Below are 18,337 nucleotides of genomic sequence, written 5' to 3'. Positions count from 1 at the left end.
AATACGTGATATCACTCCTGATGATTTGCGTAAGGACGACCGTGTTAAAGCCGATTGTTTCCCTTTTACTGTTGGCCAGCGCCACCGTGTGTGCCGCGCAACCTGCGCTGACGGCGGCGCAGTATGCGCAGCAGCTTGGCGTTGGGATGGACGTAGATTGGGCGCGCACCGATCGGGGTATCCGTGAATTCGATCCGCTGGTAGTGCGGGACTACAAGGCGAAAGGATTGGCCCACGTACGCATTCGCGTAGCGGGAGAGCCTACGGAGGCACGGCTGATTCATCTGCGCAAGCTGGTGGAAGCCTGCGAGCAGTATGGCGTGATCCCGATAATCGCCTATCAGGCAGACGAATATAAAAAAGACCCCAGCGCCGGGAACGAAAAAGAGGTGGTTAACTGGTGGGTGGCGGTGGCGCATTACTTTGGTCAACGCTCGCCGTTGCTGGGGTTCGACCTGATCTACGACCCCTCTGATAAGCTCAACCATAATCAGGCGTCGCTTAATCGCGTGTATGACAAAACCATTCGAACCATCCATGCCATCGATCCACAGCGAATGATTTTTATCGCGCCGAAACTGCATGCCGCTCCGGAAGATTTGGCCAACCTAAAGCTGCCGCCACAAAGTCAGAATACGGTGCTGGCCCAATGGCATATTTTTCCGTGGGGACCGCTGAAAAATAACGGCAAATATCCGTGGACCTCAGGGACTGCGGCAGAAAAGGCCGCCATTCGCGCCCGTATCAATACCGCCATTCATTGGCAGCAGAAAACCGGGCATGTCAGTTGGGTAGGGGGCTGGTCGCCGGGAGAAACCGTCAAAAACGCGCCTTCTGCCTCGCAAATGGCGTTTGCCCGCTTTATGGCGTGCGAGCTGAAAAAAGCGAAAATTCCCTATGCTATCAATGCGGATACGCAGTTCTATGATGGTGAGGAGGGGGCCTGGCGTCCGGCGCTGGAGCCGTTACTGACGACGATTATCGCGCCAGAATGCGAAAAGCCCGGCGATAAGCCGGGCCATCATACGCTTAAACCGCCTGTCCCTGATGCGACACGCGTGATGCCAGCGGAAGCCAGCAAACAAAAATCAACAGCCCCATAAGGGTCATCAGCAGTCCCAGACTGGCTTGTCCGGTCTGCGGCAGCATGGCAGAGAACCACGCCAGCACGCCGGAACCAATGTTCTGTAATCCCCCAACCAGCGCGCCAGCAGTGCCTGCCAGGAACGGGAAAGGCTCCATTGCACCGCTGGTTGCCAGCGGAAACAACATTCCGGCGCCGAAGAAAAATAGTGCGGCAGGAACCAGCAGCGTCCAGACGTTCATCACGTCAAACAGCCCTGGGATCCACATCATTAAACCCGCTACCAGACAGCAGGTCACCGACTGCCACATTAGCGTCGAGAAACGTTTATTCGGGCGACCGGCGAACCATGCGCCGAAAAACGCCGCCGGGATGGGCAGGATAAACAGGATACTGACCACCATGCTGCTTAGACCGAGACGTGCGCCCAATAATACTCCGGAGCAGGCCTCAAAGACCGCAACACCCGCCAGACCACCGATCAACATCAGCACGTAACAGGTGAAAGCGCTATTACCAAACAGGGTTTTGTAGCTGGCGATCAGCTGTGGACGCGGCGCACCTGCAGGGCGCGTTTCCGGCATCCAGCGTGCCATGCTAAACGTCACGCCCGCACACAGAATCAACAGAAAAATATAGCAGGCACGCCAGTTCCACACTGTATCCAGCACACCGCCAATCAGCGGAGCTAACAGCGGACTGACCAGAATCCCCATGTTTAACAGACTATTGGCGTGGCGCAGCTGCGTGCCTTCGTACAGATCGCGCGGTAACGTTCGCGCCATCACACCGCCGACGCCCGTTCCCATCCCCTGGATGGCACTGGCGATAATCAGTACCGTCAGGCTATGCGTGGTAATCGCGACCAGCGTGGCAAGCATAAAAATAGACATCCCGGCGAGGATAACCGGGCGGCGGCCAACGCGGTCTGAAAGGGGACCATAAACCAGTTGTGATAGACCATAGGTCAACAGATAGGCGGCCATTACGCTTTGCACCGCCCCTTCGCGAACGTTCAGTTCACGCGCCATATCAGCAATCGCGGGGATATAAATGGTTTGCGCCATCTGACCTACCGCCACCAGTAATACCAACATCAACAACAAATTGACGCTTCTATGCCTTTTCATTTCGCTGATTACTTTTAAAAAAGAGAAAAAAGAAGAATAAGGTGCTGCACTTTCCCGTAAATGCGCGTGGAATCTACCACAACAGAAAAAGAAGGCCAGATAGTGGGCTGGAATGTTTATTTGATGGACGGCAGGAAATGTAAACAAAAAGCGGCAACAAATGTTGCCGGATTGCATCGGGTTTACAACGCGATCATGATAAGCGTAGTAAAACTGCGCCTACGGCAATACCTGCTGCCGCGACAAGACGTATTCCGGCAACCTTCTCTTTCAGTAGCAGCCACGCGAGCAGCGCGCCAAACAGGATAGAGGTTTCACGCAGTGCCGCGACTACCGCCAACGGAGCCTGGGTCATGGCCCACAGCGCCAGGCCGTAAGAACCCATTGTGCCAATGCCACCAAGAATACCTTTTTTCCACTGCTGTACCAGATAACGTGACGCTTCCCGGCGTCTGGCGATCATCGCCCAGCCCAGCAGGCAGGAGCCGTTCAGAAAGAAGGTCCACAGCGTGTAGCCCAGCGCGGTTTCTGATAAACGTACGCCAGTGCCATCAACCAGCGTATAACCGGCGATAAAGCAGGCGTTAATGAGCGCCAGGATAATCCCGCGTTGCGAACCGCTGCGTCCGTTAAATGCCATCCCGAGAATAGCCAGACAGATGGTGGCAATCCCCACCCAGGCGAGTAGCGAAAGGCTATCGCCAAGAAACAGGACGCTGATAATCGCGACCAGCAGTGGCGCTGTGCCGCGCATCAGAGGATAGGTCTGGCTCATATCCGAAACCTGATAGGTTTTAGCGACCAGGACGGTATAGACCACCTGTAATGCGGTTGAGACAGCCAAAAACGGCAGGCTGGCGGCAGAGGGTTGCGGCGCAAAGGGTAAACAAATCAGCGCCATAATCGCAGCGGTTCCGCTGACGCTGATCGCCGAGTACAGCTTGTCGTTTCCCGCTTTTACGATGGCATTCCAGCTGGCATGCAGCAGTGCGGCGAACAGCAAAATGCAGAAAACAGAAAGCGTCATGGCGGAATTCTTCCCTGAGGATGTCATAAAAACGTAACATATTGACGCGATACAAGCACCAGGGAGAAGGTGAAAGGGGAGCGGAGTGTTATCCGCCCCCCTTAGGTGCGACTTGAATCTGAATTACTTAATGTATTTCAGAACGGCATCAAGGAGTTGCAGTGCTGCAACAATGAGTTTGAGGATAAGAATAGCGATATCCACGAGGCTCATACGCTCTCCTTTTGGTACAAGGAGCACGGTGCTGACGTACCTCGCCGCTGCCTGTTGCCAGCACCTTTGTTGACATAACACAGTGTGCTCACGCGGGGGTTAAGGCGCTGACGGCACCACCCGTTTCAGCCAGGACTTTGATGCGCCGGTTTACGATGCGGCCCCCGCATAACACATTGCGTACCGAGACATTATAGATAAATACTGTATAAGTTAACAGTATTTTATGGACGTTACGCTATTCATGTTCCATACTCAAAAACATCAAAATTCGTGCCGAAATTGCGTGTTCTTCGTAGAACGCGTATACTTTTTTCGTTGACATAACACAGTGTGTTCGGCGGCTACCAACCGCACAACGCTGAAAAAACCTCGCTCCGGCGGGGTTTTTTGTTTTTGCACGACATACAATTAAATGTGATCGTTGAAGCATTTTTGTGCAGATGAAAATTTTTCCATTGTCACGCTGAAAAACCTGTGTTTGTATAAATCCAGTTAATCAACAAACAGACAGGTCCCTAATGAACCCTTCCATGCTGACTGCGACCCTACTAAAAACTGCGCCATCTCGCGCAGCGGTCGTCGTGCGTGTGGTGGTGGTCGTCGGCAATGCGCCGTAGGGTCCGAATCAACACACGATTCCAAAACCCCGCCGGCGCAAACCGGGCGGGGTTTTTCGTTTCAGAGACCTGCCCGGAGCAAAGGCCCAGAATAAAAGGACTGGAGCATGGCAAGTTCGGGCATAACATCCAAGCGTACGCGTTTTACGGGCGCAGAATTCATCGTTCATTTCCTGGAACGTCAGGGGATTCAGGTCGTCACCGGTATTCCAGGCGGCTCGATTCTTCCCGTCTATGACGCCTTAAGCCAAAGCACACAAATCCGTCATATCCTGGCGCGCCACGAGCAGGGCGCGGGGTTTATCGCGCAGGGAATGGCGAGAACCGATGGCAAACCCGCTGTGTGTATGGCCTGTAGCGGACCGGGCGCAACCAACCTGGTAACCGCCATTGCCGATGCGCGTCTGGATTCCATCCCGCTGGTGTGTATCACCGGGCAGGTTCCGGCCTCAATGATCGGCACCGACGCTTTCCAGGAAGTCGACACCTACGGCATCTCTATCCCCATCACTAAGCACAACTATCTGGTCCGCCATATCAGTGAATTACCGCAGGTCATGAGCGATGCGTTCCGCATTGCGCAGTCCGGACGTCCAGGCCCGGTGTGGATAGACATTCCTAAGGATATTCAAACCGCCGTTTTTGAAATTGAAGAGATGCCGGAACCCGCGCAGAAAATGGCGGCACCAGCGTTCAGCCAGGACAGCATTCGCGATGCTGCAGCTATGATTAACGCCGCCAAACGCCCGGTGCTGTATCTCGGCGGCGGCGTAATTAATGCGCCTGAGAGGGTGCGTGAACTGGCCGAAAAAGCAAAACTGCCAACCACCATGACGTTGATGGCGCTCGGTATGCTGCCAAAAGCGCATCCGCTGTCGTTAGGCATGCTGGGCATGCATGGCGCGCGCAGCACCAACTTTATTCTGCAAGAAGCGGATTTACTGATTGTCCTGGGCGCACGTTTTGATGACCGGGCGATTGGTAAAACCGAACAGTTCTGCCCGAATGCCAAAATCATTCACGTGGATATTGACCGCGCGGAGCTGGGTAAAATCAAACAGCCGCACGTGGCGATCCAGGCAGATGTCGATGAGGTTCTGGCACAATTGATCCCGCAGATTGAAGCGCAGCCGCGTGAAGAGTGGCATCAACTGGTGTCTGACCTGCAGCAAGAATTTCCGTGCGCGATCCCCCAGGAAAAAAATCCGCTCAGCCACTATGGATTGATCAACGCCGTGGCTGCCTGCGTAGACGACAGCGCCATTATCACCACCGACGTAGGCCAGCATCAGATGTGGGCGGCACAGGCTTACCCGCTGAATCGTCCGCGCCAGTGGCTGACCTCCGGCGGTCTGGGAACCATGGGCTTTGGCCTGCCTGCGGCGATTGGTGCGGCCCTGGCTAACCCAGACAAAAAAGTGCTGTGCTTCTCCGGCGATGGCAGCCTGATGATGAATATTCAGGAAATGGCGACCGCCAGCGAAAATCAGCTGGATATTAAAATCATTCTGATGAATAACGAAGCGTTAGGTCTTGTATATCAGCAGCAGAGTCTGTTCTATAAGCAGGGCGTTTTTGCCGCGACCTATCCGGGGATGATTAACTTTATGCAGATAGCTGCCGGGTTTGGTCTCGAAACCTGCGATCTGAATAACGAAGCGGACCCACAGGCAGCGTTGCAGGAGATTATTAATCGCCCAGGACCTGCGCTGATCCACGTGCGCATCGATGCCGAAGAAAAAGTGTACCCGATGGTGCCGCCGGGTGCGGCAAACACAGAAATGGTGGGGGAATAAGCCATGCAACAGCAGACTCATGACAACGTAATCCTGGAACTCACCGTACGTAACCATCCGGGCGTAATGACTCACGTTTGCGGCCTGTTCGCCCGTCGTGCGTTCAACGTAGAAGGCATCCTCTGTCTACCGATTCAGGACAGCGATAAGAGCCGCATCTGGCTACTGGTCAACGACGATCAACGTCTTGAGCAGATGATAAGCCAGATCGACAAGCTTGAAGATGTGGTGAAAGTGGCCCGCAATCAGTCCGATCCGTCGATGTTTAACAAAATCACCGTGTTCTTTGAGTGAGTTAGTCGCCGTCTGAATCCGGGGTGATCACTTTGACAGAGCCGTTCCGGCAGTGGGTTGCGTAATCTGCCGGTAACGGACGATCGCTTATCAGTACGTCAAAGGTGGAGAGTGGACCAATGCTGGCGGGGGCGACCTCATCGAACAGGGCGCGGCGCGTCAGCAGAATTTTGCGTAATCCGCGTTCCATTGCTTTGCGTTTTGTGGCTAGATCGTCCGGATTGAACCAGCTAACGCCGAAATGCTCATGGACGCCGCTGGCGGAGATGAATACTTTTCGTGGGTTGAGCGCATCCAGCGGAGAGGGGGTGCTGGTATCGTAAAAGGCGTCACTTTTCGCCCGATAGGTGCCTCCGCAAAGAATCACCGTGGCGTTGGGTTTTTCATTTAGCGCCACGAATACCCGGTGCGAGTAGCAAATTCCGGTAAAGGAAATATCATCCGGGATCATGCTGACCACCAACGGCATTTCCGCACCATTATCAAAAAAGACCAGATCATTTTCACTTACCAGTCCCGCGGCCAGAATGGCAACCGGTAAATCGTCGCGGTGATACTGTTTTTGCGCAGGCACTGGGGCATTAACGATGGCGGCGGGCTTGTTCACCATCACAATGTAACCACCGAGCAGCGTAAGCGGTAACGGCTCGTCATCCTGACTGAGATCCCGACGAATAGTCATCACGGAAACTTCCAGCATTCGTGCCGCCTCTTTCAGATGGATTCGGTCGGTCTTCTTCAACAATTCCATCAGACGTCGAATACGTTCTTTTTGCTTAGTTTCCATGTGCTTCTCCACGAATCATGTTCCCATGTTCCTTCAGTAACATTTTTGTGTTTCTGAGAACATGGCATTGCCGCATTACTATACGTCTGACTATTCGGAAATAAAAGCGTGTTTTTTCACGTTTTATTGATTATATCCAGTTAACTTTCAGTCAATTGTAAGCAACTTCATTATTTGTAGTGTGATGGGGCCGCAACATTTAGCGTAATAAATAAACAATAAAATGATCTTCCAATCGCGATCCTAGTCACAAATGATACGAAAGTAACATGATAATGTTATTTTAATATCATTGTGGTGTGATTGTTTCTGAGAGGTAGTAAAATGGATATCGCGGTTATTGGCTCCAACATGGTGGATCTCATCACCTACATCAACCAGATGCCCAAAGAAGGGGAAACGCTGGAAGCACCGGCGTTCAAAATTGGTTGTGGCGGTAAAGGGGCAAATCAGGCCGTTGCAGCCGCTAAGCTCAATTCCAAAGTACTGATGCTGACAAAAGTCGGTGATGATATTTTTGCGGATAACACTATTCGCAATCTCGAATCCTGGGGGATTAATACCACCTATGTCGAAAAGGTACCCTGCACCAGCAGCGGTGTCGCACCGATCTTTGTTAATGCGAACTCTAGCAACAGTATTCTGATTATTAAAGGAGCGAACAAATTTCTCTCCCCGGAAGATATCGATCGTGCGGCGGAAGATCTGAAAAAATGTCAGCTTATTGTCCTGCAACTGGAAGTGCAGCTGGAAACTGTTTATCACGCGATTGAATTTGGCAAAAAACACGGTATTGAAGTGTTACTAAATCCCGCTCCTGCATTACGGGAATTAGATATGTCTTATGCCTGTAAATGTGATTTTTTTGTGCCGAATGAAACCGAGCTGGAAATATTAACCGGTATGCCAGTGGATACTTATGACCATATTCGCGCAGCGGCACGTTCTCTGGTTGATAAAGGTTTGAACAATATTATCGTCACCATGGGTGAGAAAGGTGCGTTGTGGATGACGCGTGACCAGGAAGTCCATGTTCCGGCGTTTAAAGTGAACGCTGTCGATACCAGTGGTGCAGGCGACGCTTTCATCGGTTGTTTTGCCCATTATTACGTTCAAAGCGGTGATGTCGAAGCCGCCATGAAAAAAGCCGTTCTCTTCGCTGCATTTAGCGTTACCGGGAAAGGCACTCAATCATCTTATCCAAGCATCGAACAATTTAATGAGTTTCTTACCTTAAACGAATAATACTCCTGCATTGTAAAAGGTAGCACTATGAACGATAAAAACATCATTCAGATGCCCGACGGCTATCTGAATAAGACGCCTCTATTCCAGTTTATTTTGTTATCCTGTTTATTCCCATTATGGGGATGCGCAGCCGCATTAAATGATATTCTGATTACGCAATTCAAAAGCGTATTTTCACTCAGCAACTTTGCCTCGGCATTAGTGCAGAGTGCCTTTTATGGCGGATATTTTTTAATTGCGATTCCAGCATCTTTGGTGATTAAAAAGACCAGCTATAAAATTGCCATCTTAATGGGGCTGACGCTATATATTGTTGGCTGTACGCTCTTTTTCCCGGCATCGCACATGGCCACCTACACCATGTTCCTCGCGGCAATTTTTGCGATTGCGATTGGCCTGAGCTTCCTGGAAACGGCAGCTAATACCTACAGCTCCATGATCGGCCCAAAAGCGTATGCCACTTTACGCCTGAACATCAGCCAGACCTTTTACCCCATTGGCGCCGCCGCCGGTATTCTGCTGGGCAAATATCTGGTCTTCTCTGAAGGCGAGAGTCTGGAAAAACAGATGGCTGGGATGAACGCGGAACAGATCCACAACTTTAAAGTGTTGATGCTGGAAAATACCCTTGAGCCTTACAAGTACATGATTATGGTACTGGTTGTGGTGATGGTGTTGTTCCTGCTGACCCGCTTCCCGACCTGCAAAGTCGCGCAAACGGCGAGTCATAAGCGTCCGTCAGCGATGGACACGCTGCGTTATCTGGCCAGCAATGCCCGTTTCCGCCGTGGGATTGTTGCGCAGTTCCTGTATGTGGGGATGCAGGTTGCGGTGTGGTCATTCACTATCCGTCTGGCACTGGAATTGGGTGATATCAACGAGCGTGATGCCTCAACCTTCATGGTCTATAGCTTTGCCTGCTTCTTTATCGGGAAGTTTATCGCCAACATATTGATGACGCGCTTCAATCCGGAAAAAGTGCTGATCCTCTACTCCATTATTGGCGCGCTGTTCCTCGTCTATGTTGCGCTGGCGCCAAGCTTCAGCGCCGTGTACGTCGCCGTGCTGGTGAGCGTCCTGTTTGGACCCTGCTGGGCGACAATCTACGCCGGTACGCTGGATACCGTGGATAACGAGCATACTGAAATGGCGGGAGCTGTCATTGTCATGGCGATTGTCGGTGCGGCGGTGGTTCCGGCAATTCAGGGCTATGTGGCTGATATGTTCCACTCGCTGCAACTTTCGTTCCTGGTTTCTATGTTGTGCTTCGTGTACGTCGGAATCTACTTCTGGCGTGAGAGCAAAGTACGCAACAATCTGGCTGAAGCGACGGTTTCCTGAGGAGAACGATCATGACAACACGTATCACGCTGTGGCGGGAACTCTTTGCAGAGCATCCGCGAATCTTACTGAAAAATAGCGATTTCACGGTTACCGCGTTTCGTTACGCCAGCGGAGTGGAAGGGCTGAAGATAGAAAACAGTCGTGGACATCTGGTTATTCTGCCCTGGATGGGGCAGATGATCTGGGATGCGCAGTTTGACGGGCATGATCTGACCATGCGCAACATGTTCAGTCAGCCAAAACCGGCTGCAGAAGTGGTCGCGACCTACGGCTGCTTTGCTTTCCACTCGGGGCTATTGGCTAATGGCTGCCCGTCGCCGGAGGATTCTCACCCGCTGCATGGTGAAATGGCCTGTGCCGCGATGGATGAGGCCTGGCTGGAGCTGGAAGGCGAGAATTTACGCGTGAGCGGACGCTACGAGTATGTGATGGGGTTCGGTCATCATTATCAGGCGTATCCTGCGGTGGTTATGCGTAAGGCGAGCGCGCTGTTTGATATTCAGATGGCGGTCACTAACCTCGCCTCAGTGGCAATGCCTTTGCAGTACATGTGCCATATGAACTATGCCTACGTCCCGGAGGCGACCTTCAGCCAGAATATCCCGGATGAAGCCATAACGCTGCGTGAATCGGTACCCGCACATGTTAAGCCTACCGAGCAGTGGCTGGCGTTTAATCAGCGGATTATTCAGGGTGAGGCTTCGCTGGCGCGCCTTAATGAACCCGATTTTTACGATCCGGAAATCGTTTTCTTTGCTGACCAACTGGATAGATACACAGATAAGCCTGAATTTAGCATGATCGCACCTGATGGCACCACGTTCGTGACGCGTTTCTCCAGCGCGGAGCTGAATTATGTCACCCGTTGGATCCTCTATAACGGCGATCAGCAGGTGGCAGCCTTCGCCCTACCCGCGACTTGTCGACCTGAAGGCTTCCTGGCGGCGGAACGAAACGGGACGTTGATTCAGATAGAACCGAAACACACCCGCACATTTACCGTCACAACGGGCATAGCCTGATCGCTCAAGGCTTGAACAGCAAAGCACTTATCGTTAAGGTAAGCGCTTTTGCCGGTTGGCGGTATTAATGCCTTATCCGGCCTACAACGGCACCTGCCCGTAGGCCTGATAAGCGCAGCGCCATCAGGCATGTCTTAGCGCCAGGATGAACCCATGATTACCGTTGCCCTTATTGACGACCACCTTATCGTCCGCTCCGGCTTTGCCCAACTGCTGGGGCTGGAACCTGATTTGCAGGTGGTGGCTGAGTTTGGCTCAGGCAGTGAGGCGCTGGCGGGATTACCGGGGCGCGGCGTGCAGGTCTGTATCTGTGATATCTCGATGCCAGATATCTCCGGTCTTGAACTGTTAAGCCAGTTACCAAAAGGAATGGCGATTATCATGCTCTCCGTCCACGACAGCCCGGCGCTGGTGGAGCAGGCGCTCAACGCGGGCGCGCGTGGTTTCCTTTCTAAACGCTGTAGCCCGGATGAGCTGATCGCAGCGGTGCATACCGTTGCGACCGGCGGCTGTTACCTGACGCCGGACATCGCCGTCAAACTGGCGGCTGGTCGTCAGGATCCGCTCACCAAACGCGAACGTCAGGTAGCGGAAAAACTGGCACAAGGTATGGCGGTCAAAGAGATTGCTGCTGAACTGGGTCTGTCGCCGAAAACGGTGCACGTGCATCGCGCCAACCTGATGGAAAAGCTGGGTGTCAGTAACGACGTCGAACTGGCCCGCCGGATGTTTGACGGCTGGCAATGAACACGCTTTGTTCCCGGTTAATCACCGTTGTTGCCTGCTTCTTTATCTTCTCTGCCGCGTGGTTTTGCCTGTGGAGCATCAGCCTGCATCTGGTTGAGCGCCCGGAGCTGGCGGTACTGCTGTTTCCGTTTGGCCTGCGTCTGGGGCTGATGCTGCAATGTCCACGTGACTACTGGCCGGTGCTGTTGGGCGCGGAATGGCTGCTTCTTTTCTGGTTGGCACAGGAAGTGGTGCTGGCCCATTTGCCACTTTTGATGATCGGCAGCTTCCTCACGTTACTCCCGGTGATGCTGATATCGCGATACCGCCACCAGCGTGACTGGCGTACGCTGCTGTTGCAGGGCGCGGCGCTTACGGCGGCGGCATTGCTGCAATCGCTGCCCTGGCTTGGGCAGGGTGAAGAGGCATGGAACGCGCTGTTGCTGACGCTCACCGGCGGATTAACGCTGGCGCCGATCTGCCTGGTGTTCTGGCACTATCTGACCAGCACCACCTGGCTGCCGCTGGGCCCTGCGGTGGTGTCGCAGCCGGTGAACTGGCGCGGGCGGCATCTGGTCTGGTACCTGCTGCTGTTTAGCGTCAGCCTGTGGCTACAGCTCGGTTTACCCGCCGAGCTTTCGCGCTTCACGCCGTTTTGCCTCGCGTTGCCGATCATTGCGCTGGCCTGGCACTACGGCTGGCAGGGGGCGCTGATTGCGACGCTGATGAACGCCATCGCGCTGATTGCCAGCCAGACCTGGCACGATCATCCCGTCGACCTGTTGCTCTCGCTGCTGGTGCAAAGCCTGACCGGGCTGCTGCTCGGCGCGGGCATTCAGCGTCTGCGTGAGCTTAACCAGTCGCTGCAAAACGAATTAGCGCGCAACCATCGTCTGGCTGAACGCCTGCTGGAGACCGAAGAGAGCGTGCGCCGGGACGTGGCGCGCGAACTGCATGATGATATCGGCCAAACCATCACCGCCATTCGTACCCAGGCGGGTATTGTCCAGCGCCTGGCGCCGGAAAACGCAGGGGTGAAGCTTAGCGGGGCACACATCGAACAACTTTCTCTCGGCGTGTACGATTCGGTGCGTCGCCTGTTAGGCCGCCTACGACCACGCCAGTTGGATGATCTCACGCTGGAGCAGGCCATCCGCTCATTGATGCGCGAAATGGAGCTGGAAAGCCGCGGCATCGTCAGCCATCTCGACTGGCGAATTGACGAATCTGCACTCAGCGAAAGCCAGCGGGTGACGTTGTTTCGCGTCTGTCAGGAAGGACTGAACAACATCGTTAAGCACGCCGACGCCAGCGCGGTGACGCTTCAGGGCTGGCAACAGGATGAACGGCTGATGCTGGTGATTGAGGACGACGGCAGCGGCCTGCCGCCGGGGTCGAGTCAGCATGGATTTGGCCTCACCGGGATGCGTGAACGGATTAGCGCCCTCGGAGGATCGCTGTCGATTTCCTGTACGCACGGCACGCGGGTCAGCGTGTCACTGCCTCAACGTTATGTGTAAGGAGCGGCCATGTTTGCGTTTTTAAAAGCCCCGGCCAATGCGCCGCTCATCACCGACAAGCAGGAAGTGGATGCCCGCTATCGCTATTGGCGGCGGCATATTCTGACCACTATCTGGCTCGGCTACGCGCTGTTCTATTTCACACGCAAAAGCTTCAATGCCGCCGTACCGGATATCCTCACCAGCGGTGTGCTGACCCGCAGCGATATTGGGCTATTGGCGACGCTGTTTTACATCACCTACGGCCTGTCGAAGTTTGTTTCCGGTATCGTCAGCGACCGCTCCAACGCACGCTATTTTATGGGCATCGGGCTGATCGCCACCGGCGTGGTGAACATTCTGTTTGGATTCTCTACCTCACTGTGGGCCTTTGCGGTGCTGTGGGCGCTGAACGCCTTTTTCCAGGGCTGGGGGTCGCCGGTCTGCGCGCGTTTATTGACCGCGTGGTATTCGCGTACCGAGCGCGGCGGCTGGTGGGCGCTGTGGAATACCGCGCACAACGTCGGCGGGGCGCTGATCCCTATCGTGATGGCGGCGACAGCGCTGCACTACGGCTGGCGCGCCGGGATGATGATCGCTGGGCTGCTGGCGATTGTGGTGGGGGTTTTCCTCTGCTGGCGGCTGCGCGACAGACCGCAGGCGATTGGTCTGCCGCCGATTGGCGACTGGCGACATGATGAGCTGGAAATTGCTCAGCAGCAGGAAGGTGCAGGGCTGAGCCGCAAAGAGATCCTCACCCGCTATGTGCTGCTGAATCCTTATATCTGGCTGCTGTCATTGTGTTATGTGCTGGTGTACGTGGTCCGTGCAGCGATTAATGACTGGGGCAATCTGTACATGTCTGAGACGCTCGGCGTGGATCTGGTGACTGCCAATACCGCCGTGACCATGTTCGAACTGGGTGGATTTGTCGGTGCGCTGGTGGCGGGGTGGGGCTCGGACAAGCTGTTTAACGGCAACCGCGGTCCAATGAACCTGATTTTTGCCGCCGGAATTTTGCTCTCCGTTGGTTCGCTGTGGCTGATGCCGTTCGCCAGCTACGTGATGCAGGCAGCGTGCTTCTTCACCACCGGATTCTTCGTCTTCGGCCCGCAGATGCTGATCGGCATGGCGGCAGCGGAGTGTTCGCACAAAGAGGCAGCAGGTGCAGCAACCGGTTTTGTTGGTCTGTTTGCCTATCTGGGGGCATCGCTCTCCGGCTGGCCGCTGGCGAAGGTGATGGAGGTCTGGCACTGGACCGGGTTTTTTGTGGTGATCGCCATTGCGGCGGGGATTTCCGCGCTGCTGCTGCTGCCGTTTTTAAACGCCCAGGCTCCGCGCGATCTCAACGAAGCGTGATGCACCTCACCTTTTTGCCCTGAGTGGGGCAAAACTAAGAAATTTTCCCGGTTTCACCTGGACGCTGTCTCAGGCACGTCTCCCGGCTGATTTTTACAATGCCTGCTATTCGCAGGTATAAAAATTAGCTCGGGAGTGTCAAATGCTGGCCTTTCTCAACCAGGTGCGCAAGCCGACCCTGGATCTGCCGCTCGATGTGCGGCGCAAAATGTGGTTCAAACCGTTCATGCAGTCCTATCTGGTGGTATTTATCGGCTACCTGACCATGTACCTGATCCGCAAAAACTTCAACATCGCGCAGAACGACATGATCTCCACCTACGGGCTGAGCATGACGCAACTGGGGATGATTGGCCTGGGCTTCTCCATCACCTACGGCGTGGGAAAAACGCTGGTTTCCTACTACGCGGACGGCAAAAACACCAAGCAGTTCCTGCCGTTTATGCTGATCCTCTCTGCCATCTGTATGCTCGGCTTCAGCGCCAGCATGGGCGCGGGTTCAACCAGCCTGTTCCTGATGATTGCCTTCTATGCGCTGAGTGGTTTCTTCCAGAGTACCGGCGGCTCGTGTAGCTATTCCACCATCACCAAATGGACGCCGCGTCGCAAGCGGGGTTCTTACCTCGGTATGTGGAACATCTCCCACAACCTCGGCGGTGCGGGTGCGGCAGGCGTGGCGCTGTTTGGCGCTAACTATCTGTTCGACGGTCACGTCATCGGGATGTTTATCTTCCCGTCGATTATCGCGCTGATTGTTGGTTTTATCGGCCTGCGCTACGGCAGTGACTCCCCGGAATCTTATGGTCTTGGTAAAGCTGAAGAGTTGTTTGGCGAGGAGATCAGCGAAGAAGACAAAGAGACCGAAGAAAACGAGATGACGAAATGGCAGATCTTTGTTGAGTACGTGCTGAAAAACAAAGTGATCTGGTTGTTATGTTTCTCGAACATCTTCCTGTACGTAGTGCGTATCGGTATTGACCAGTGGTCCACCGTCTACGCTTTCCAGGAGCTAAAGCTCTCCAAAGAAGTGGCGATTCAGGGCTTTACCCTGTTTGAAGTGGGCGCGCTGGTCGGCACGCTGCTGTGGGGCTGGCTCTCTGACCTGGCGAATGGCCGCCGTGCGCTGGTGGCCTGCGTGGCGCTGGCGTTGATTATCGCCACCCTGGGCGTTTATCAGCACGCCAGCAACCAGTACGTTTATCTGGCTTCGCTGTTTGCGCTGGGCTTCCTGGTGTTTGGTCCGCAGCTGTTAATCGGCGTTGCGGCAGTCGGATTTGTACCGAAAAAAGCGATCGGCGCAGCCGATGGGATTAAAGGCACCTTTGCTTATCTGATTGGTGACAGCTTCGCCAAGCTTGGTCTGGGGATGATTGCCGACGGCACGCCGATTTTCGGCCTCACCGGCTGGGCAGGAACCTTCGCCGCGCTGGACACCGCCGCCATCGGTTGTATCTGTCTGATGGCCATCGTGGCCGTGTTTGAAGAACGTAAAATTCGCCGCGAGAAAAAGATTCAACAATTGAAAGTCGCTTAAGTTAAGTGTGCATTGGTAACTTTTGCCCGCCTTAATGGCGGGCTTTTTTATGCCGTGGCGTTCATCCATCGACAGCGATAAATTTGCCGCTATGATGGGCATCCTGTCTGGTAATGGATGTGCGCATGATTTGGATAATGTTGGCCACCCTGGTGGTTGTTTTTGTGGTGGGGTTTCGGGTGCTGACGTCCGGTTCACGGCGGGCAATTCGCCGTCTGAGCGAGCGACTGAACATTGATGTCGTGCCAGTAGAATCGATGATCGATCAGATGGGAAAAGTACAGGGTGAGGCTTTTTTACAGTACCTCCACCGCCCTGATGAATCACATCTGCAAAATGCGGCCCAGGTGCTGTTGATCTGGCAAATCGTGATTGTCGACGGCAGTGAGCCGAATCTGCTGCAGTGGCACCGTTGGCTGCAAAAAGCTCGGCTGGCAGCGCCGATTACTGACGCGCAGGTGCGTCTGGCGCTCGGTTTTTTGCGCGAAATGGAGCCGGATATGCAGGAGCTTAATGCGTTTCAAATGCGCTATAACGCCTTTTTCCAGCCCGAAGATGGTGTGCATTGGTTGCATTGAGAATCAGGTCTGATGGCGAATAAATTATGCAAATAACGATTGATTCAATAGCTAATAAGCTATAATTTCTCTATAGCTTATTAGCTATGAGGGATCGTTGATGTGGGAAGTGGAAACAACGGATGCTTTCGATAAATGGTTTGACGTACAGACCGAAGCGCTCAAGGAAGATATGCTCGCAGCAATGATGATTTTATCCGAGTATGGTCCTCAGTTAGGTAGGCCGTTTGCTGATACGGTAAATGCTTCTGCTTTTTCAAATATGAAAGAGTTGCGAGTACAGCATCAGGGTAGTCCGATTCGGGCGTTCTTCGCGTTTGATCCTTCTCGCCATGGCATCGCGCGCTATGCGCTGGAGATAAAACAGGGTTAAACGAAAAGAAATTCTATAAAGAGATGATCAGGCTTGCGGATGCTGAGTACCGAAATCACCTAATAAGTAAGGAAAATTATGGCTACCCTTAAAGAATTGATGGCGAAACAAAGCCCGGAAAGCCAGGAGCGTATTACCGAAAAAGTAGAAATACTACGTCAGGCGGTTGCGTTAAATATGTTAAGGGAAGAACTGAATCTCTCTCAGGCTGAACTTGCCTCGGCAATGGGTGTTAAGCAGCCAACAATCGCAAAAATGGAGCAGGCAGATAACGATCCTCGTCTGTCGACGCTCAAGCGTTATGTCACGGCACTGGGTGGTGAACTTAGCATTGATGTTAAGCTACCTACAGGTAAAAGAGTCGCGTTCTATCTTTAAAAATCCGAGTAACCGATATTCTTTGTTAAATGAAACTAGTTGCTGAAACGTTAAATACGTCACAAATTTAATGTTACACTGCGTAACTTTTCTACAATAACCCCACGCAGGTAACAAAATGAGTGAAGCTGTTGAACAAAAATCCCGCGCTGAGGCAAATTCCCGACCTAACTGGTCGGCGGTATTTGCCGTGGCGTTCTGTGTTGCCTGCCTGATAACCGTTGAGTTTCTGCCCGTTAGCCTGTTAACGCCGATGGCGCAGGATCTGGGGATTTCTGAAGGTGTGGCGGGGCAATCGGTGACCGTGACGGCATTTGTCGCCATGTTCGCCAGCCTGTTTGTGACGCAAATTATTCAGGCGACCGATCGTCGCTATGTGGTGATCCTGTTTTCGGTGCTGCTAACGCTCTCCTGCCTGCTGGTTTCCTTTGCCAACTCTTTTTCGCTGCTGCTCGTTGGCCGCGCCTGTCTCGGTCTGGCGCTTGGTGGCTTCTGGGCGATGTCGGCGTCGCTGACCATGCGTCTGGTTCCTGCACGTACGGTGCCGAAGGCGCTGTCGGTTATTTTTGGCGCAGTCTCCATCGCGCTGGTGATTGCCGCGCCGTTGGGGAGCTTTTTAGGCGGCATTATCGGCTGGCGTAATGTGTTTAATGCGGCGGCGGTGATGGGCGTGCTGTGCACAATTTGGGTGGTGAGAGCGTTGCCTTCGCTGCCTGGCGAGCCTTCGCATCAGAAACAAAACATGTTCAGCCTGCTGCAGAGACCGGGGGTGATGGCCGGGATGATTGCCATCTTCATGTCCTTTGCCGGGCAGTTCGCCTTCTTTACCTATATTCGCCCGATCTATATGAATCTGGCGGGCTTTGACGTTGATGGCCTGACGCTGGTGCTGCTGAGCTTCGGTATTGCCAGCTTTGTTGGTACGTCGCTTTCGTCGATGATTTTGAAGCGTTCGGTCAAACTGGCGTTAGCCGGTGCGCCACTGGTGCTGGCGCTCAGTGCACTGGTCCTGATTCTGTGGGGCAGTGACAAAGTGGTGGCGGCGGGTATTGCGATTATCTGGGGACTGTTGTTTGCGCTGGTACCGGTCGGCTGGTCGACGTGGATCACGCGCTCGCTTGCCGATCAGGCAGAAAAAGCCGGATCGGTGCAGGTCGCCGTGATCCAGCTTGCCAATACCTGTGGGGCTGCGGTGGGAGGCTATGCGCTCGATACTCTCGGATTGCTGTCACCCCTGATGCTTTCCGGCAGTCTGATGCTGCTGACGGCGCTTCTGGTGGCAGCAAAAGTTCGCATAAAGGGTATGTAATAAACTAAAGCTCGGT

At 53.8% G+C, this 18,337-nt stretch carries 18 protein-coding genes and 1 pseudogene; 15 read left to right on the top strand and 4 right to left on the bottom strand.

The genetic code is table 11. The features are described from left to right. The first annotated feature begins 20 nt into the window (after positions 1–20). Complete coding sequence (locus tag SK34_RS11380; protein ID WP_044714290.1) at positions 21–1,103, top strand: cellulase family glycosylhydrolase; 1,083 nt, start codon at positions 21–23, stop codon at positions 1,101–1,103. On the opposite strand, the gene emrD is transcribed toward SK34_RS11380, so the two are convergent. The 3 genes from emrD to tisB form a co-directional block, all read right to left on the bottom strand. After that, the gene (emrD, locus tag SK34_RS11375) at positions 1,030–2,214 is read right to left on the bottom strand and encodes a multidrug efflux MFS transporter EmrD (RefSeq protein ID WP_044714253.1); all 1,185 of its coding nucleotides are present in this window, start codon (positions 2,212–2,214) and stop codon (positions 1,030–1,032) included. The two genes, SK34_RS11380 and emrD, sit on opposite strands and share 74 nt — an antisense overlap. Before the next feature lie 193 nt (positions 2,215–2,407). Further along, positions 2,408–3,241 carry a DMT family transporter gene (locus SK34_RS11370; protein ID WP_003840641.1) on the bottom strand — a complete coding sequence of 278 codons (834 nt, stop codon included), beginning with the start codon at positions 3,239–3,241 and terminating at the stop codon, positions 2,408–2,410. Positions 3,242–3,364: 123 nt separating this feature from the next. After that, on the bottom strand, positions 3,365–3,454 hold the full coding sequence (gene tisB, locus SK34_RS11365) for a type I toxin-antitoxin system toxin TisB (RefSeq protein WP_003840643.1): 90 nt from the start codon (positions 3,452–3,454) through the stop codon (positions 3,365–3,367). 521 nt (positions 3,455–3,975) lie between these two features. Between tisB and ivbL the strand changes: the two genes are divergently transcribed. From ivbL to ilvN, 3 genes are all read left to right on the top strand, one after another. After that, complete coding sequence (gene ivbL / locus SK34_RS23800) at positions 3,976–4,074, top strand: ilvB operon leader peptide IvbL (RefSeq protein WP_003827118.1); 99 nt, start codon at positions 3,976–3,978, stop codon at positions 4,072–4,074. A gap of 107 nt (positions 4,075–4,181) precedes the next feature. Continuing rightward, the gene (gene ilvB, locus SK34_RS11360; RefSeq protein ID WP_003844460.1) at positions 4,182–5,870 is read left to right on the top strand and encodes an acetolactate synthase large subunit; all 1,689 of its coding nucleotides are present in this window, start codon (positions 4,182–4,184) and stop codon (positions 5,868–5,870) included. Between the two features lie 3 nt (positions 5,871–5,873). After that, the gene (gene ilvN, locus SK34_RS11355; RefSeq protein ID WP_003023914.1) at positions 5,874–6,164 is read left to right on the top strand and encodes an acetolactate synthase small subunit; all 291 of its coding nucleotides are present in this window, start codon (positions 5,874–5,876) and stop codon (positions 6,162–6,164) included. A 1-nt stretch (position 6,165) separates the two neighbouring features. On the opposite strand, the gene SK34_RS11350 is transcribed toward ilvN, so the two are convergent. Further along, positions 6,166–6,951: a DeoR family transcriptional regulator gene (locus SK34_RS11350; RefSeq protein ID WP_003844461.1), complete on the bottom strand. Its 786-nt coding sequence runs from the start codon at positions 6,949–6,951 to the stop codon at positions 6,166–6,168. A 324-nt stretch (positions 6,952–7,275) separates the two neighbouring features. Here SK34_RS11350 and rbsK point away from each other — a divergent pair, with 324 nt between their 5' ends. The 11 genes and pseudogenes from rbsK to nepI all read left to right on the top strand — a co-directional run bounded on the left by rbsK (position 7,276) and on the right by nepI (position 18,321). Next, positions 7,276–8,196: a ribokinase gene (rbsK, locus tag SK34_RS11345; RefSeq protein WP_003844463.1), complete on the top strand. Its 921-nt coding sequence runs from the start codon at positions 7,276–7,278 to the stop codon at positions 8,194–8,196. Between the two features lie 27 nt (positions 8,197–8,223). Further along, a complete protein-coding gene (fucP, locus tag SK34_RS11340; protein ID WP_003023919.1) occupies positions 8,224–9,540 on the top strand; it encodes an L-fucose:H+ symporter permease in 1,317 nt (438 codons plus the stop codon). 11 nt (positions 9,541–9,551) lie between these two features. After that, positions 9,552–10,565, top strand: a complete 1,014-nt coding sequence (locus tag SK34_RS11335; RefSeq protein ID WP_048233066.1) for an aldose 1-epimerase family protein — start codon at positions 9,552–9,554, stop codon at positions 10,563–10,565. A 153-nt stretch (positions 10,566–10,718) separates the two neighbouring features. After that, complete coding sequence (gene uhpA, locus SK34_RS11330) at positions 10,719–11,312, top strand: response regulator transcription factor UhpA (RefSeq protein ID WP_003023923.1); 594 nt, start codon at positions 10,719–10,721, stop codon at positions 11,310–11,312. Continuing rightward, complete coding sequence (uhpB, locus tag SK34_RS11325; RefSeq protein ID WP_048233064.1) at positions 11,309–12,811, top strand: signal transduction histidine-protein kinase/phosphatase UhpB; 1,503 nt, start codon at positions 11,309–11,311, stop codon at positions 12,809–12,811. The genes uhpA and uhpB overlap by 4 nt, the downstream gene beginning before the upstream one ends. Positions 12,812–12,820: 9 nt before the next feature. Further along, positions 12,821–14,149, top strand: coding sequence for an MFS transporter (locus SK34_RS11320; RefSeq protein WP_003023927.1), 1,329 nt, complete (start codon positions 12,821–12,823; stop codon positions 14,147–14,149). 142 nt (positions 14,150–14,291) lie between these two features. Continuing rightward, positions 14,292–15,683: a hexose-6-phosphate:phosphate antiporter gene (gene uhpT, locus SK34_RS11315; RefSeq protein ID WP_003023929.1), complete on the top strand. Its 1,392-nt coding sequence runs from the start codon at positions 14,292–14,294 to the stop codon at positions 15,681–15,683. Between the two features lie 125 nt (positions 15,684–15,808). After that, complete coding sequence (locus tag SK34_RS11310; protein WP_003023933.1) at positions 15,809–16,261, top strand: DUF1198 family protein; 453 nt, start codon at positions 15,809–15,811, stop codon at positions 16,259–16,261. A 100-nt stretch (positions 16,262–16,361) separates the two neighbouring features. Next, positions 16,362–16,726, top strand: a pseudogene (locus SK34_RS11305) (type II toxin-antitoxin system RelE/ParE family toxin). Then, complete coding sequence (locus tag SK34_RS11300) at positions 16,713–17,012, top strand: helix-turn-helix domain-containing protein (protein ID WP_003840660.1); 300 nt, start codon at positions 16,713–16,715, stop codon at positions 17,010–17,012. The pseudogene SK34_RS11305 and the gene SK34_RS11300 overlap by 14 nt, the downstream one beginning before the upstream one ends. 118 nt (positions 17,013–17,130) lie before the next feature. After that, on the top strand, positions 17,131–18,321 hold the full coding sequence (gene nepI, locus SK34_RS11295) for a purine ribonucleoside efflux pump NepI (protein ID WP_032937137.1): 1,191 nt from the start codon (positions 17,131–17,133) through the stop codon (positions 18,319–18,321). Positions 18,322–18,337 lie beyond the last annotated feature (16 nt).

The sequence above is a fragment of the Citrobacter sp. MGH104 genome (assembly GCF_001034485.1).
Taxonomy (GTDB): domain Bacteria; phylum Pseudomonadota; class Gammaproteobacteria; order Enterobacterales; family Enterobacteriaceae; genus Citrobacter; species Citrobacter freundii.
This window is presented reverse-complemented; position numbering and strand designations above follow the sequence as displayed.

Bases quoted from the DNA above. Each gene is read 5' to 3' on its own strand.
- SK34_RS11380 (WP_044714290.1), top strand. From the start codon at position 21: ATGATTTGCGTAAGGACGACCGTGTTAAAGCCGATTGTTTCCCTTTTA.
- emrD (WP_044714253.1), bottom strand. From the start codon at position 2,214: ATGAAAAGGCATAGAAGCGTCAATTTGTTGTTGATGTTGGTATTACTG.
- SK34_RS11370 (WP_003840641.1), bottom strand. From the start codon at position 3,241: ATGACGCTTTCTGTTTTCTGCATTTTGCTGTTCGCCGCACTGCTGCAT.
- tisB (WP_003840643.1), bottom strand. From the start codon at position 3,454: ATGAGCCTCGTGGATATCGCTATTCTTATCCTCAAACTCATTGTTGCA.
- ivbL (WP_003827118.1), top strand. From the start codon at position 3,976: ATGAACCCTTCCATGCTGACTGCGACCCTACTAAAAACTGCGCCATCT.
- ilvB (WP_003844460.1), top strand. From the start codon at position 4,182: ATGGCAAGTTCGGGCATAACATCCAAGCGTACGCGTTTTACGGGCGCA.
- ilvN (WP_003023914.1), top strand. From the start codon at position 5,874: ATGCAACAGCAGACTCATGACAACGTAATCCTGGAACTCACCGTACGT.
- SK34_RS11350 (WP_003844461.1), bottom strand. From the start codon at position 6,951: ATGGAAACTAAGCAAAAAGAACGTATTCGACGTCTGATGGAATTGTTG.
- rbsK (WP_003844463.1), top strand. From the start codon at position 7,276: ATGGATATCGCGGTTATTGGCTCCAACATGGTGGATCTCATCACCTAC.
- fucP (WP_003023919.1), top strand. From the start codon at position 8,224: ATGAACGATAAAAACATCATTCAGATGCCCGACGGCTATCTGAATAAG.
- SK34_RS11335 (WP_048233066.1), top strand. From the start codon at position 9,552: ATGACAACACGTATCACGCTGTGGCGGGAACTCTTTGCAGAGCATCCG.
- uhpA (WP_003023923.1), top strand. From the start codon at position 10,719: ATGATTACCGTTGCCCTTATTGACGACCACCTTATCGTCCGCTCCGGC.
- uhpB (WP_048233064.1), top strand. From the start codon at position 11,309: ATGAACACGCTTTGTTCCCGGTTAATCACCGTTGTTGCCTGCTTCTTT.
- SK34_RS11320 (WP_003023927.1), top strand. From the start codon at position 12,821: ATGTTTGCGTTTTTAAAAGCCCCGGCCAATGCGCCGCTCATCACCGAC.
- uhpT (WP_003023929.1), top strand. From the start codon at position 14,292: ATGCTGGCCTTTCTCAACCAGGTGCGCAAGCCGACCCTGGATCTGCCG.
- SK34_RS11310 (WP_003023933.1), top strand. From the start codon at position 15,809: ATGATTTGGATAATGTTGGCCACCCTGGTGGTTGTTTTTGTGGTGGGG.
- SK34_RS11300 (WP_003840660.1), top strand. From the start codon at position 16,713: ATGGCTACCCTTAAAGAATTGATGGCGAAACAAAGCCCGGAAAGCCAG.
- nepI (WP_032937137.1), top strand. From the start codon at position 17,131: ATGAGTGAAGCTGTTGAACAAAAATCCCGCGCTGAGGCAAATTCCCGA.